Origin of the sequence: Desulfomicrobium escambiense DSM 10707, assembly GCF_000428825.1 — a bacterium.
GTDB lineage: Bacteria > Desulfobacterota > Desulfovibrionia > Desulfovibrionales > Desulfomicrobiaceae > Desulfomicrobium > Desulfomicrobium escambiense.
Genome location: NZ_AUAR01000006.1, coordinates 128,168 through 143,454, shown reverse-complemented (window position 1 = coordinate 143,454; position 15,287 = coordinate 128,168). Strand labels below are relative to the sequence as shown.

Annotated in this window: 11 protein-coding genes; 7 read left to right on the top strand and 4 right to left on the bottom strand. The window is 66.5% G+C overall.

The features are described from left to right. The first annotated feature begins 102 nt into the window (after positions 1-102). The 5 genes from dnaE (at position 103) to G394_RS0107270 (ending at position 7,620) form a co-directional block, all read left to right on the top strand. Positions 103-3,561: a DNA polymerase III subunit alpha gene (dnaE, locus tag G394_RS0107290; RefSeq protein WP_028577101.1), complete on the top strand. Its 3,459-nt coding sequence runs from the start codon at positions 103-105 to the stop codon at positions 3,559-3,561. Positions 3,562-3,572: 11 nt separating this feature from the next. Then, complete coding sequence (queD, locus tag G394_RS0107285; RefSeq protein ID WP_211226236.1) at positions 3,573-3,965, top strand: 6-carboxytetrahydropterin synthase QueD; 393 nt, start codon at positions 3,573-3,575, stop codon at positions 3,963-3,965. Continuing rightward, entirely contained in the window at positions 3,965-4,426 is a 462-nt protein-coding gene (gene dtd / locus G394_RS0107280; protein WP_028577099.1) for a D-aminoacyl-tRNA deacylase, read from the top strand. The genes queD and dtd overlap by 1 nt, the downstream gene beginning before the upstream one ends. Before the next feature lie 125 nt (positions 4,427-4,551). Next, on the top strand, positions 4,552-6,225 hold the full coding sequence (locus G394_RS0107275) for a CgeB family protein (protein WP_051307026.1): 1,674 nt from the start codon (positions 4,552-4,554) through the stop codon (positions 6,223-6,225). A gap of 3 nt (positions 6,226-6,228) precedes the next feature. Continuing rightward, entirely contained in the window at positions 6,229-7,620 is a 1,392-nt protein-coding gene (locus tag G394_RS0107270) for a glycosyltransferase family 9 protein (RefSeq protein ID WP_028577097.1), read from the top strand. A 76-nt stretch (positions 7,621-7,696) separates the two neighbouring features. Here the strand turns inward: G394_RS0107270 and G394_RS18345 are convergent, their stop codons facing one another. From G394_RS18345 to G394_RS0107250, 4 genes are all read right to left on the bottom strand, one after another. Next, on the bottom strand, positions 7,697-9,118 hold the full coding sequence (locus tag G394_RS18345) for an efflux transporter outer membrane subunit (RefSeq protein ID WP_043775017.1): 1,422 nt from the start codon (positions 9,116-9,118) through the stop codon (positions 7,697-7,699). Next, positions 9,106-12,264, bottom strand: coding sequence for an efflux RND transporter permease subunit (locus G394_RS0107260; RefSeq protein ID WP_028577096.1), 3,159 nt, complete (start codon positions 12,262-12,264; stop codon positions 9,106-9,108). The genes G394_RS18345 and G394_RS0107260 overlap by 13 nt, the downstream gene beginning before the upstream one ends. Positions 12,265-12,362: 98 nt before the next feature. Continuing rightward, a complete protein-coding gene (locus G394_RS18340) occupies positions 12,363-13,376 on the bottom strand; it encodes an efflux RND transporter periplasmic adaptor subunit (RefSeq protein ID WP_425387231.1) in 1,014 nt (337 codons plus the stop codon). Positions 13,377-13,576: 200 nt separating this feature from the next. Then, a complete protein-coding gene (locus G394_RS0107250) occupies positions 13,577-14,173 on the bottom strand; it encodes a TetR/AcrR family transcriptional regulator (protein WP_028577095.1) in 597 nt (198 codons plus the stop codon). A 247-nt stretch (positions 14,174-14,420) separates the two neighbouring features. Here G394_RS0107250 and G394_RS0107245 point away from each other — a divergent pair, with 247 nt between their 5' ends. Both G394_RS0107245 and G394_RS0107240 read left to right on the top strand, forming a co-directional pair. Further along, on the top strand, positions 14,421-14,915 hold the full coding sequence (locus G394_RS0107245; protein ID WP_028577094.1) for a rubrerythrin family protein: 495 nt from the start codon (positions 14,421-14,423) through the stop codon (positions 14,913-14,915). A gap of 115 nt (positions 14,916-15,030) precedes the next feature. After that, entirely contained in the window at positions 15,031-15,225 is a 195-nt protein-coding gene (locus tag G394_RS0107240) for a hypothetical protein (protein ID WP_028577093.1), read from the top strand. Positions 15,226-15,287 lie beyond the last annotated feature (62 nt).

The following is a 15,287-nucleotide window of genomic DNA, read 5'->3' as shown; positions in this document are numbered from 1 at the left end:
GGCCCGCCGGGCGTTTCCATTTTTGGGCGGCTTGCAATTCGGCCCCGCCTTTTCTAGTCTCCCCGTTCCGGCCCAGAAATCCCGTTTTTCCCCGAGAGCACCATGAGCGGTTTCACCCACCTGCATTGCCATTCCGAATACAGCCTCCTGGACGGCGCCATCCGCCTGAAGGACCTGTGCGCTCGGGCCGTGGATTTCGGCTTCTCCTCGGCCGCCATCACCGACCATGGCAACCTCTACGGCTCCCTGCCGTTCTACCTCGAAGCCAAGAAGCACGGCATAAAGCCCATCATCGGCAGCGAAGTCTACATCGCCGAGGACATGACCGACCGGGAGAACAAGAAGCGCTTCCACCTGGTCCTGCTGGCCCAGAACCTCACGGGCTTTCACAACCTGGTCAAGATCGTGTCCGCCGGATTTCTCGAGGGCTTCTACTACAAGCCCCGCGTGGACAAGAAGCTCCTGCGAGCCCACAGCGAGGGGATCGTCTGCCTTTCGGCATGCCTGCAGGGCGAAGTACCCTACGCCCTGCGCCACAGCACCTTCGACAAGGCGCTCATGGTGGCCCAGGAGTACATGGACATTTTCCCGGACCGCTTCTACCTGGAGTTGCAGTCCAACGGCCTCAAAGAGCAGGAGGTCGTCAACGACCGGCTCATGGAACTGGCCAGGGAGACGGGACTGCCCCTGGTGGCCACCAACGACTGCCACTACTTGGGCAAGGACGACTACGAGGCCCACGACATCCTGCTGTGCGTGGGCACGGGCAAGATCGCCTCGGAGAAGCAGCGCCTCAGGTTCGACACCAACGAGTTCTACTACAAGGCCCCCGAGGAGATGGAGGCGGCCTTCGCCCATTGCCCCGAGGCCATCGAGAACGCCGGCCGCATCGCCGACATGTGCGAGGTGGAGCTCAAGCTCAAGCAGCATTTCTTCCCGGTCTACGACGTGCCCGAAGGGTCGAGCCTGGACGAGGAGTTCCGCCGCCTGGCGGTGGAGGGTCTGAAGGAGCGCATCGCGGCGCTACCCTACGAGGTGGATGAGGAGTTCTACCGCGAGCGCCTGGAATTCGAGCTGGAGGTCATCATCGGGAAGGGCTTTCCGGCCTACTTCCTCATCGTCCAGGACTTCATCAACTGGGCCAAGTCACAGGGCATCCCCGTGGGGCCTGGGCGCGGCTCGGCCGCCGGGTCCCTGGTCTCCTACGCCCTGAAGATCACGGACCTGGACCCCATCCGCTACAAGCTTTTCTTCGAGCGCTTCCTGAACGTCGAACGCTCGTCCCTGCCCGATATCGACGTGGACTTCTGCTACAACCGGCGCGACGAGGTCATCAAGTACGTGACCCGCAAGTACGGGGCGGACCACGTGGCCCAGATCGTGGCCTTCGGGACCATGAAGGCCAAGGGCGCCATCCGCGACGTGGCCCGGGCCCTGGACGTGAGCCTCAAGGACGCCGACCGCATCGCCAAGCTCATCCCCGACGATCTGAAGATGACCCTGACCAAGGCACTGGACGAGGAGCCGGAGCTCAGAACCCTCATCGACAGCGACCCGCAGTACCGCAAGCTCTACGACGTGGCCCGCCGCCTGGAGGGGCTGGCCCGCCACTCGTCCATCCACGCCGCCGGCATCGTCATCTCCCAGAAGCCCATGGTCGAGTACCTGCCGCTGCACAAGGGCAAGAACGGCGAGGTCGTGACCCAGCTGGACATGAAGAAGGTCGAGCTCATCGGCCTCATCAAGTTCGACTTCCTGGGCCTCAAGACCCTGACGGTCATCGACGACGCCCTGAAGCTCATCCGCAAGAACAACAAGCCCGTGCCGATCCTGGAGAAGCTGCCCCTGGACGACCCCCAGACCTACGAGCTCCTGTGCCGAGGCGAGACCGACGGCGTGTTCCAGCTGGAATCCGACGGCATGCGGCGCGTCCTGCGCGGGCTCAAGCCTTCCTGTTTCGAGGACATCATCGCGCTCCTGGCCCTGTACCGCCCGGGGCCGCTCGAATCCGGCATGGTCGACGACTTCATCGGCCGCAAGCACGGCCTGCGCAAGGTCGAGTACGAATACCCGGAGCTCGCGCCCGTGGTGCACCCCATCCTGGAGGACACCTACGGCGTCATCCTCTACCAGGAACAGGTCATGAAGATCGCCTCGGACCTGGCCAAGTACTCCCTCGGCGAGGGCGACAACCTGCGCCGCGCCATGGGCAAGAAGGACCCGGCCGAGATGGCCAAGCAGCGGGTGCGTTTCCTGGACGGCGCGCGCGAGAACAACATTTCCCAGGAGGCGGCCGAGTACATCTTTGACCTGATGGAGAAGTTCGCGGGCTACGGCTTCAACAAGTCCCACAGCGCGGCCTACGCCGTCATCTCCTACCAGACGGCCTACGTGAAGGCCCACTACCCGGCCGAATTCATGGCTGCCATCATCACCTCGGAAGTCTCCAACTCCGACAAGATCCTGGCCCACGTCAGCGCCTGTCGGGACATGAACATCGAGGTCCTGCCGCCCGACGTGAACAGGAGCTTCAACGAGTTCACCGTCGAGGGCGAGTCCATCCGCTACGGCCTGTCGGGCATCAAGGGCGTGGGCGAGGGGGCCGTGGAGTCCATTGTCGAGGAACGGGAGAATGGCGGGAATTTTACCAGCCTGCTCGATTTCTGTCAGCGCGTGAATCTGCGCAAGGTCAATAAGAAGGTCCTGGAATCGCTGATCAAGTCCGGCGCCATGGACGCCTTCGGCTGCTCGCGCCGCGCCTTGCTGGAAGGACTCGACAAGGTCCAGGCCATGGCCCAGAAGCGGGCCAAGCGGAAAACCTCGGGGCAACTGTCCTTCATGAGCCTGGTGGAGGAGAATACCTGCAACCTGACGGGGCTCGGCGTCGAGGGCGAGGAGGCGGATCTGCCCGAATACGGGGACGACGAGAAGTGCCGCATGGAGAAGGAGGCCTTCGGGTTCTTTCTCATCGGTCACCCCCTGCAGCCTTTCCGGCAGGAGATCCGCAGGCTCGGGTACACGTCGCTGGCGCAGTGCGTGGACCTGCCCGAGAAGACGCCGGTGCAGGTGCCGGTGCTGGTCACTTCGGTCAAGACCATCTTCACCAAGAAGGGCGACCGCATGGCCTTCTGCGGCATCGAGGATCTGGGCGGCTCGGGAGAGGCCATCGTCTTCGCCGAACCGTACGCGGCCAGCCGCGACCTCCTGGCCTCGGAAGAGCCCCTGCTCATGACCGGCACCGTGGCCAAGCGGGAGGCCGCGGTCGGCGAGGAGGGCGAGGAGGGACCCAAGAAGGCCAAGGTTCTGGCCGAATCCTTCAAGCTCCTGGCGGACGTGGTGGGTTCGGGCTCCGAACCCGTGGTGCTCCTGGTGCGGGCCAACGGCCGCGAACCGGACTGGGCTGGGCTCGGCGACATCGTGTTGCGCTACCCCGGCCAGGCCCCGGTGCAGGTCGATCTGGTGCGCGAGGACTACGTGTGCCGTCTGCAGTTCGGGCCCGATTTCATGGTCGCGCCGTGTCCGGACTTCTGGCGGGAATTCGAACTGTGGCGTCAGGCCTGAAGGAGATGAACATGGGCAAGGGACAATGGCGGCTGCGGGTCAGCGGCGACTTCAGTTCGTCGCACCAGCTGCGGCATTACGAGGGCAAGTGCGAGAACATGCACGGCCACAATTTCGAGGTCGAGGTGGACGTGGTCGGAGACCGGCTCGACCCGAAACTCGGCATCCTCATGGATTTCAAGGTCTTGAAACGCCTTCTCAAGGCCGTGACCGACGAGTTGGACCACCGCCACCTGAACGAACTGCCCGCCTTCGCGGACCACAACCCGTCCTCGGAGCTGCTGGCGCAGTACGTCTACCGCCGCATGAAGGAGATGCTTGCCGCGCATCCCGTGCGCCTGGAGCAGGTCATGGTTTCTGAAAAGGCCAGTTCACGCGCCTACTATTCCGAAGGGGCGGACTGATGCGCGCGGTCCTGCAGCGGGTGCGCAGCGCCAGGGTCACTGTGGATGGGCGCGTGACGGGCGAGATCGGTCCGGGCGTGCTGATTTTCGTCGGCTTCGGCAGGGGCGACGAGCCCGGCATGGCCGGCGGGCCGGTCTGGAACAGGTTCGTGGACAAGCTCCTGGGCCTGCGGCTCTTCCCCGACGCCGGCGGGCCCATCAACGCGAGCCTGGCCGATCACGGCGGGGGGATCCTTGTCGTCTCCCAGTTCACCCTCTACGCCGACGTGCGCAAGGGGCGCCGGCCGTCCTTTTCCACGGCGGCCCCGCCCGAAGCCGCCCGGTCCCTGTACGACGCCTTCACCGCCGACCTGCGCCGCCGCTGGCCCGACGTGGCCGAGGGCGAGTTCGGCGCGGACATGGACGTGTCCCTGGTCAACTGGGGGCCGGTGACCATCTGGCTGGACAGCGCCGAACTGTAGCCTTCTCTTGGCAGGCATGTTGCTAGCGCAGAGCTGAACGTTCATTTTTTGACAGGACGCAACATGCCGCACTCATTCGGATCCTTCCGTATTCCTGGCCATCGCCCCGAGGAGGGGGTCAAACCTTGACCGCCGCCGACTATACCGCCGAAGCCCTGTGCGGCGAGGACGGCTCCCTGGACGTGCGCATCGTCAGTGACGGCCGCGCCCGCCATCTGGGAGGGCGTCGGGGGACCGAGAACGAGCTGCGTCGCGTGGCCGACGTGCCGGACGAGGGCGCGCTGCCCGTGCTGCTCGGCGCGGGCCTGGGCGCGGGTCTGGGCGATGTCCTGGCGCGGACCGCTGGCCCCGTGGCCGTGGTCGACGCCGAGGGAAAGGTCTACGGTCTGACGGGCGTGCGGAAAAAATGGCGCGATGATCCCAGGGTGCTGTGGCTGGACGAGTCAGACCCCGAGACCGTCCTGACCGCTCTGACCCGCTGGCAGCTCGGCCACGGCGGCCTGCCCTTCGCCCCGGTCCTCGACCCCTTCTACGCCCGGTTGCGCCCGGATTTTTACCGCGTCCTGGCCGAACGGCTCGAATTGTCCCGCAAGGTCGATTTTTGGGGCCGGGCGCGCTACCCCAAGTTTCGTTCGCCCGAGCCGCGGGTGCTCCTGCTGACGAGTTCCTATTTTCTGATGGGCGAACTGCAGGCGGCCTGCACGCGCCTCGGCTACGCCACCTGCTTCGTGCAGCTGCCCAGCCAGGAGGTGGGCAGCCAGGAGTTCGTGGAGCGCATGCTGGCGGAAATCCTGGCCTTCCGCCCCGACTTCGTGCTGACCATCAACCACCTCGGGGTGGACAAGGAGGGAATCCTTACCGGCCTCCTGGCCCGGCTCGAGCTGCCCCTGGCCTCGTGGTTCGTCGACAACCCCCATCTCATTCTCTACATCTACGAAAATCTCTCCTCGGACTGGGTCACGCTCTTCACTTGGGACGCGGACAACATCGCGTCCCTGAAGGCCCAGGGCTTCGGGCGCGTGCACTACCTGCCCCTGGCCACGGACCCGCATCGCTTCGCATTCGCGCCGGACACCAGGCCCGTGCGCGACGTGGCCTTCGTCGGCAACTCCATGGTGCACAAGGTGCGGGCCAAGCTCGAACGGTACGCATTCCCGGACGCGCTTGTGCGAGACGTCGAGGGTCTCGGCCGAGCCTTCATGGAGAGCGGGCTCCTGTCCGTCGGGGATTTTCTCGACCACGAACGCCCTGGCCATGCCGCGCTGTTCCGGTCACTTCCCGACGTGGACACGCGGCTGGCCTTCGAGACCCTGATCACCTGGCAGGCGACCCTGCTCTACCGCCTGCAGCGGGTCGAGCGCCTGCTGCCCTTCAAGCCCATGCTGGTCGGGGACCCGGGCTGGCATGAACTGCTGCCCAAGGGCGGCTGGACCTATCACCGTGAACTCAACTATTACGACGATTTGCCCCGGTTCTACCCGGCCACGCGTGTCAACTTCAACTGCACGAGCCAGCAGATGAAGGGCGCCGTCAACCAGCGCGTCTTCGACGTGCCCGTGTGCGGCGGCTTCCTGCTCACGGACCATCGTCGCCAGATGGAGGATCTCTTCGAGCCCGGCCGCGAAATTGTCTGCTACGGCGATCCCGGGGAAATTCCGGACCTGGTGCGCCACTACCTGGCCCGCGACGGCGCGCGGCGGAAGGTCACGGAGGCGGCGCGCAGCCGCATCCTGGCCGAGCATACCTACGACCTGCGCCTGGCGTCCCTGGCGCGGACCATGCGCGGGATCTACGGGTAAGCCGTGAAGAAGCCCATTCTCGTCATCCAGATGCAGCGCATGGGGGACCTGATTCTGTCCTTCCCGCTCTTCTTGTGGCTGGGCCGGGCGTTCCCAGGCCACCCGGTCTGGGTCATGGCCGAACCCGCCTTCGCCGGCCCCCTGGGACGCCTGAGTCCCAACGTGCGCTATCTGGGATACGGCCAGACCGACGCCGTGCTGCGCGAGAAATTTCATCTGGTCCTGAACCTGAGCCACAGGCCCGAGAGCATGGAGCTGGCGGGCCGCCTGCAGTCCGAAATGCTTGTCGGCGGCTATTCGCGGGACGGCGTCGTCCGCGTCAACGGCGCATGGCAGGAATACCGCCTTTCCCTGACGCACAACAACCGCCACAACCGGTTCCACTGGGCAGACCTGAACGCCCTGGACGTGATCCCACCGGACGTCATGGCCGCGACGAGCTGGCCCGGGCCGCGCGTCATGCCGGAGGTTGTGCGTCAGGTGGGGCTTTTTCTCGGCGCGAGCGAGCCGGACAAACGGCCTTCGGCGAAGTTCTGGGCGGAGCTGGTGGGGGAGGTCGAGAAACGCGGGTTGGTGCCCGTCCTGCTCGGCGGGCCGGCCGAAGGTGAGCTCGGCCGCGAGGTGCGCCGCCTGGCCGGCCGCCCTGTGGCCAGCGCCTGCGGGGCGCTGGGGCTCGATCAGTTCGCCGTGTTCGGCCAGAGCCTGGCGGCCATGGTCACGCCCGATACGGGGCCCATGCACTTGGCGGCCTGGTCGGGCCTGCGGGTCCTGAATCTGTCCATGGGGCCGGTCCACGCCTGGGAGACGGGGCCCTACCAGCCGGGGCATCTGGTCCTGCGCAGTTCCCGCGACTGCGTGGGCTGCTGGCGCTGCCGATTCGACAGTCCTCGCTGCCACGGGCCATTCAACCCGGCGCGGGTGGCACGCCTGCTGGACGCGGCCCTGCGCGGCCCCGCGAACCGTCTGGCGTCCATGCGCCTGCCTGGCCTGGAGATCCTTGCTTCGGGCCGCCGCGACGGCCTGTATCACCTCGCTCCGCTCTCAATCCGTCCCAAGGCGGGTCAGCGCCTCGGCGAGTACTGGCGGAACTTCTGGATGCACGCATTCGGCATCGGCACGGAGGCCGGGTGCCGCGTGGCCGCGGATGCCCTGCGCCGGGAACACGGCGGCCTGGCCCGCGTCATGGCTGTCCAGGCCGTGCGCTTCCTGCGCAGTCTGGCCGCGTGTGCCGATCCCGTGCGGCAGGCCCTTCAGTGGCAGTGCGCCTCGCCGTCGCTGCGCCCATTGAGCGGCTACTGCGCGGCGCACGTCTCCAACCGCGACGGATCGAAGGAGAGCCTGCGGCGGGTTCTGGCCCTGAGCGAGGAGCACGTTGGATTTCTGACGGAACGCTGACGCGTCACGGCTCCACGGAACAAAAAAGGCGACCTGCGGGCCGCCTTTTTTGTTCCGTTTTTGGTGGATGATTTCCCTACTGGATCGACGTCTCGGCCCCGCCTTCGTCCCAGCCGCCGCCCAGGGCGGCGTAGAGTTCGACCACGGCCAGCTGCCTGGCCAGGCGCGCGGCCAGGAGGTCCTGGCGGGCCGAGAAGAGGGTGCGCTCGGCGTCGTGCACGGCGAAGGCGCTCTCCAGGCCGGCTTCGTAGCGCTTGTCCACGAGGATGCGGCTCTGCCCCGCGCTGGCGACTCGCCGGGCCTGGGCCTGGGCCTGCCCTTCGTACCCTTCGTTCTTGGCCAGGGCATCGGAGACCTCGCGGAAGGCGTTCTGCACGGCCAGTTCGTAGGCTGCGACCCTGATCTGCCGGTCGGCCTCGGCCACCTTCAGGTTGGCCTTGTTCCGGCCGGCGTCGAAGATGGGCAGGGATATGCTCGGGATGAAGGTCCAGGTCCGGGCCGCGGCGTCGAAGAGGTCGTGGAGTTCGAGGCTCGCGTAGCCCATGCTGCCCGTCAGGCTGATGCGCGGGAAGAAGGCGGCCCGGGCCGCGCCGATCTGGGCGCCGGCGGCCCACAGGCGGTGTTCGGCCTCCAGGATGTCGGGCCTGCGGGCCAGCAGTTCCGACGGCAGGCCCGGGGCCACGGCGGCGCCCATGGCCACGTCGCGTACGGCTCTGGCCGGCAGGTCCAGTTCGGCCACGGGCCGGCCCGTGAGCACGGCCAGGGCGTTCTCGTCCATGGCCACCTGGGCCGTGAGACGGGCTTCCTCGGACTGGGTCACGGCCACGGCCTCTTCGGCCTGGTGGCGTTCCAGGTCCGTGGCCATGCCGTTTGCGATCCTGGCCAGGGTCAGATCCAGGGTGGCCTGGCGGCTCTGTCGGGTTTCACGGGCCAGATCCAGGGCCTCGCGGTCGCCGGCCAGGGTCAGGTAGGTCCGGGCCACTTGGGAGACCAGGGTGATGTGCACGGCTCGCCGCGCCTCCTCCGTGGCCAGGTATTCCTCCAGGGCCTTGTCTTCCAGGCTTCGGACCCGCCCGAACAGGTCCAGTTCGAAGGAGGCGACGCCGAGTCCCGCCGCCCATTGCCGGTCGATGCCCTCGATGCCGCCGCGCAGGTCGCCCGGGGAGCGGGTGTTGGAGTTCCGTCCCGAGGCATCGACGTTGGGCAGGCTGTCGGCCCGGACAACTCCGTACTGGGCGCGGGCTTTGTCCAGGGCGAGCACGGCCTGGCGCAGGTCTCTGTTCTCCAGCAGGGCCGTTTCGATGAGTTTCTGCAGGGCGGGGTCCGCAAAGACCTCCCGCCAGCCGGTTGCGTTGATGTCGGGCGACGTCGCGCCTGCGTCGGCCTTGGCGGCCGCCCACGTCGCGGGCAGATTCACCTCGGGCCGTTCGCGGTCCGGGGCCATGGTGGCGCACCCGCCCACAAGGAGCAGGGCCAGGGTCAGGATCATTCTTCGCATGCTTCGCCTCCGCTGGGGATGATGACGCGCGACGTGGAGTTCTTGGGGTTCCTGCGGGAGATGCCCAGCTTCGCCATGATGACGAAGAAGACCGGGACGAGCAGGGAGCCCAGGATGGTGGAGGCGATGGTGCCGCCGATGACGCCCGTGCCGATGGAGTTCTGGCCGCCCGAGCCGGCGCCAGAGTTCAGCGCCAGGGGCAGCACGCCCAGGCCGAAGGCCAGGGAGGTCATGATGATGGGCCGAAGCCTCTGGCGGGCCGCCTCGATGACGGCCTGGGCGAGGTCCATGCCCGACTCGGCCAGGCTCTTGGCGAACTCGACGATGAGGATGGCGTTCTTGGCCGCCAGGCCCATGGTCGTCAGCAGGCCGACCTGGAAGTACACGTCGTTGGTCATGCCGCGCAGGCTGACGGCCGCCAGGGCGCCGAGCACGCCGATGGGGATGACCAGGATGACCGAGGCCGGCAGGCTCCAGCTCTCATACAGGGCCGCCAGGCAGAGGAAGACCACGATGATGGACAGGCTGTAGAGCAGGGTCGTCTGTGATCCGGCTTGGCGTTCCTGGAAGGACAGGCCGGTCCATGAGAAGCCGATGCCCTCTGGCAGCTGCCTGGCCAGGGATTCCATGGTCGCCATGGCCTGGCCCGAGCTCTTGCCCGGGGCCGGGGCGCCCAGGATCTGCATGGCCGGGACGCCGTTGTAGCGCTCCAGGCGCGGCGAGCCCGACGTCCAGTGGGCCGTGGCGAAGCTCGACATGGGCACCATCTGGCCGGATTTGCCGCGCACGTGCCAGCGGCCGAGATCCTCGGGCATCATGCGGTAGGGCGCCTCGCCCTGCATGATGACCTTCTTCACGCGCCCCTTGTCCAGGAAGTCGTTGACGTAGGAACTGCCCCAGGCCGTGGCGATGACGCTTGTCACGTCGGACACGGCCAGGCCCAGGGCGCTGGCCTTGTCCCAGTCGATGTCGATGCGGTACTGGGGCGTGTCGTCCAGGCCGTTGGGCCGGACCATGGCCAGGTCGGGGTGCTGGCTGGCCATGCCAAGGAGCTGGTTGCGTGCGGCCGTGAGCTTTTCGTGGCCCAGCCCCGCCATGTCCTGCAGCTCGAAGTCGAAGCCCACGGCGTTGCCCAGTTCCAGCACCGCCGGCGGGGCGAAGGCGAAGACCATGGCGTCGCGGTACTGCGAGAAGGCGGCCATGGCGCGCCCGGCGATGGCCTTGACCCCGAGGTCCGGGGTTTTGCGCTGGCTCCAGTCCTTGAGGCGCACGAAGCACATGGCCGTGTTCTGGCCGTTGCCGGCGAAGCTGAAGCCCGCCACGGCCATCATGGATTCAACGGCCTGCTTCTCGTTTACCAGGAAATGGTGTTCGATGCGTTCCAGCACCTCGATGGCCCGGTCCTGGGTCGAGCCCACGGGCAGCTGGGCCTGCACGAAAAGGATACCCTGGTCCTCGTCGGGCAGAAAGCCCGTGGGCAGTCGCTGGAAGAGGAGCATCATGCCGCCGACGACCAGGGCGTAGACGATCATGGAGCGTCCCCAGTGCCTGGTCATGCCCCCGACCAGCTTCCGGTACCCGCTGGCCGTGCGGTCGAAGCCGCGGTTGAACCAGCCGAAGAAGCCGCGCTTGCCGTGTCCGGCCTTGGCGGGCTTGAGCAGGGTGGCGCATAGGGCCGGGGTCAGGATGAGGGCCACCAGGACCGAGAGGACCATGGCAGAGACCACGGTGATGGAGAACTGGCGGTAGATGACGCCCGTGGAGCCGCCGAAGAAGGCCATGGGTACGAAAACGGCGGAGAGGACTAGGGCGATGCCGACCAGGGCGCCCGAGATCTGGGTCATGGACAGGTGGGTCGCGTCGCGGGCCGAGAGGCCGTCCTCGTGCATGATGCGCTCGACGTTCTCGACCACGACGATGGCGTCGTCGACCAGCAGGCCGATGGCCAGGACCATGGCGAACATGGTCAGGGTGTTGATGGAGTAGCCGAAGGCCGCCAGCACCCCGAAGGTGCCCAGGAGCACGACGGGCACGGCGATGGTCGGGATGAGGGTGGCCCGGAAGTTCTGCAGGAAGAGGTACATGACCAGGAAGACCAGGACCACGGCTTCAAGCAGTGTGCGGACCACCTCCTCGATGGAGATGCGCACGAAGGGCGTGGTGTCGAAGGCGGCCACGACCTTCATGCCCGCCGGGAAGGTGGGGCTTATGTCCTTGATGTACTTGGCCACGGCATCGACGGTCTGCAGGGCGTTGGCGCCGGTGGCCAGCTTGATGGCCGAGGCTGCGGCGGGCTGGCCGTTGAAGCGGGAGGCGACCTGGGAGTTTTCGGCCCCCAGCTCCACCTTGGCCACGTCGCCAAGCCGCACGCTGGATCCGTCGGTGTTGACCTTGAGCAGGATGTCCCGGAACTGCTCCGGGGTCTGCAGGCGGTCCTGGACGCTGACCGTGAAGTTGATGCGCTGCTCCTCCACCGAGGGCAGGCCGCCCAGCTGGCCGGCAGAGATCTGGGCGTTCTGGGCCCGGATGGCTGCGGCCACGTCGGCCGGGGTCAGGCTGTAGGTGTGCAGCCTGTCGGGGTTGAGCCAGATGCGCATGGCGTGCTGGGATCCGAACAGGGTGACCTCGCCCACGCCCTCGACGCGGCTCAGCCCGTCAAGGATGTTGGCGGCCACGTAGTCGGCCAACTGCGCCCTGTTCATGGAGCCATCCTCGGACACGAAGCCCAGGACCTGCACGAAGTTCTTGACGGCCTTGGTGACCTGCACGCCCTGGGCCTGCACTTCCTGGGGCAGCAGGGCCATGGCCAGCTGCAGCTTGTTCTGGACCTGGACCTGGGCGATGTCGGGGTTGGTGCCGGCCTTGAAGGTCAGGGTGATGGTGGCCTGGCCCGAGGACTCGCTGGTCGAGGACATGTAGTCGAGGTTGTCGATGCCCTTCATCTTCTGCTCGATGACCTGGGTCACCGAGTCTTCAAGGGTCTTGGCCGACGCGCCGGGATAGGTCGCGCTGACGGACACGGACGGCGGGGCGATGGGCGGGTACTGCGAGATGGGCAGCCCGAAGATGGACAGGACGCCGGCCAGCATGGTGGCGATGGCCAGAACCCAGGCGAAGACCGGCCGGTTGATGAAAAAATGAGCCATGATATCTCCTTCTCTTTCCGGCTGGGGCGCGCGGAATCCGTTCGCGCCCCGGCGGGGCCGGGGCAACGGGGAGCGAGTTTATTGATTGGGGGACGGAATCAGTTGGCGGTCTGGGCGACGCGGACCTGCGTGCCGGGTCGCGCCTTCTGCAGTCCTTCGATCACAACGCGGTCGCCGGAGGCCAGGCCCTGGCGCACGATCCAGTCGCCGCCCACGGCGCGGTCCAGCTCCAGGGGGCGGGCGGCGATGGTCTCGCCGGCGTCCACGACCATGGCCATGGCCTGGCCCTGGGCGTTGCGGACCACGGCCTGCTGCGGAACGAGCATGGCCTTGGCCAGCACGCCTTCCTCGATGACCGCGCGGACATACATGCCGGGCAGCAGGTCGCGGTCGGGGTTGGGGAAGACGGCGCGCAGGGTCACGGAGCCGGTGCTCTGGTCCACGCTGGCCTCGGCCAGCTGCAGGGTTCCCTGCAGGGGATAGCTCGATCCATCCTCCAGGATGAGGCGGACCTTGGCGCCCGCCTCGCCGGCGGACTGCATGCTGCCGCTGGCCAGGGCGCGCTTGAGGCGCAGCAGTTCCACGTTGGACTGGGTCAGGTCGACGTAGATGGGGTCGAGCTGCTGTACGGCGGCCATGGCCTGGGCCTGGTTGGCCGTGACCAGGGCGCCGGGGGTGACGGAGGATCGGCCGATGCGTCCGCCGATGGGCGCCGTGACCCGTGTGCGTTCCAGGTCGATGCGCGCGGCGTCGAGCTGGGCCTGGGATGCGGCCACGTTGGCCTCGGCCAGGGCCAGGGCGGCCATGACCTCGTCATGGTCCTGCTGGCTCACTGCCTTGGTGCGGATCAGGTCGCGGTAGCGCGCGGCCTTGAGTCTGGCCGGTTCGAGCTCGGCCTTGGACTTGGCCACGGCGGCCTTGGCCTGGGCCACGGCCACCTCGTAGGTGGACGGGTCGATCTGGTAGAGGAGGTCGCCGGCCTTGACTTCCGTGCCTTCGGTGAAGGCGCGCTGCTTGATGATGCCCCCGACCTGGGGCCGTATTTCGGCCACCTGGTAGACGGCGGTCCGTCCCGGCAGTTCCGAGGTCAGGGTCACGTCCGTCTCCTGCATGGTGACCACGGCCACCTCGGGGGCGGGCTTGGCCTGGGCCGCGGCCGGCTGGTTGGCCTGGGATGGCTTGTGCCAGGCGAGATATCCGAGGCCGACTGCGGCCATGACGGCGATGACGATGAGTGTCTTCTTCATGAGTACCTTCCTGAAGTTCTGGTGCATGAAATTTATGAGTGACAGGTGATGATGCGGTAATACAATCAGGGGGCCACGGCCTGCAGGAACATCTGCCAGTTGGCCTCGGCCTGGGCCTTGGGGTCGATCATGTCGCCCCGGCGGCTGTAGAGGATGGCGATGGTCAGGAACTGCCCCAGGAACTGGACGAAAATGCGGTCGGCGTCGATGTCCCGGCGGATCTCCCCGGCGGCCTGACCTTCGCGGACGATGTCCGAGATCTGCGCCTGCTGCTGCCGGTGGCTCTCCACCAGGCGGGCCTTCAGGTCCGGTTCGTCGATCCAGATGGAATCCGAAAGGACGAGGATGGGCAGGGCGCGGTAGCGCTCGATGACGCTGACATGCAGGTCGAAGCAGCGGCGGAGTTTGGCCAGGGGCGGGCCCGGTTCCTCGAAGGCCATCCGTATGCCTTCGCTTTTCACGGAGTCGAGAAGGTCGAGGACGCTCGACAGAATGTCCGCCTTGCCCCCCGGGAAATGCCTGTACAGGGCCGGAGCGGTCACGCCCACGGCCCGGGCCACGTTGCGCGCTGTCAGGGCGCCGACGCCCTGATCGGCCACGAGGGCCAGGGCGGCTTCGGCGATCTGTTCGCGGCGGATGGTGGTGGTCAGTCGTTTTGCCATGGGCGGCTAGTTAACGATCGTTCACTTCGGCGTCAAGAAGGAAATTTCAAACTTCACAAAATGGGTCCGAGCCCGGAAAAGGGAGGACGTTCTGTACGGGATGTGGCAGGACATGGCCAGCGCGCCTGGCTTGCGAAAAGGGCAACGGGCTGAAATTTTTGCTTGCCAGCGCAGAATGATTTCTTTAGAAGTCTTCTTGATAATTTTTCCTAATAATAAACAACGCAACCATAAGGAGTAACACCCGATGAGCAAGACTACCGACAACCTGAAGGAAGCTTTCGCCGGAGAATCCCAGGCCAACCGCAAATACCTGGCGTTTGCCAAGAAGGCGGACGAAGAGGGGCTGCCGCAGGTTGCCAAGCTGTTCCGCGCCGCCGCCGAGGCCGAGACCATCCACGCCCACGCCCATCTGCGCCTGCTGAAGGGCATCGGCTCCACGGCCGACAACCTGAAGGAGGCGGTGGCCGGCGAGACCCACGAGTTCAAGTCCATGTACCCGGCCATGATCGCCGACGCGAGTGCCGAGGGCGAGAAAGCCGCCGAGCGCTACTTCGGCTTCGCCAACCAGGCCGAGGAGTGCCACGCCAACCTGTACGCCAAGGCCGCCGAGAAGATGGCCGCCCTTGAAGCCGTGGACTACTACGTCTGCAGCGTCTGCGGACACATCCATGAAGGCCAGCCCTCCGACAAGTGCCCCATCTGCGGCGCTGCCCCCAAGGCCTACAACGTCGTGGGCTAGTGTTCTGTCGCCTGCCCATGACCGCTTGAGCCGCATCCTTTCGGGGGTGCGGCTTTTTCATGCTTGCCGAAGGCACAGCCGGTCATATCTGACTGAAAATACGAGGAGGCGCCCCATGAAAATCGCCGTGGAAATCACGATCTTCGGGCACCGCTTTTCCGAGGTGGTCGACTACCCCGGCACGCCGCATTCCCAGGCCGAGGTCATTCGCTGGCTCATGAACCAGACCGAGTTCCGGTGGGTCGACTACGAACACTCCCGCAGCGAGGAGCGAATCCTGTACGATCTCGAGGACGGCGTGAAGCAGTGAAGCGGGTTGGCGTAAGGGCGCCCTTGCGACGGTGGGTCGGGGGGCTGAAAACAAGAAAGGCC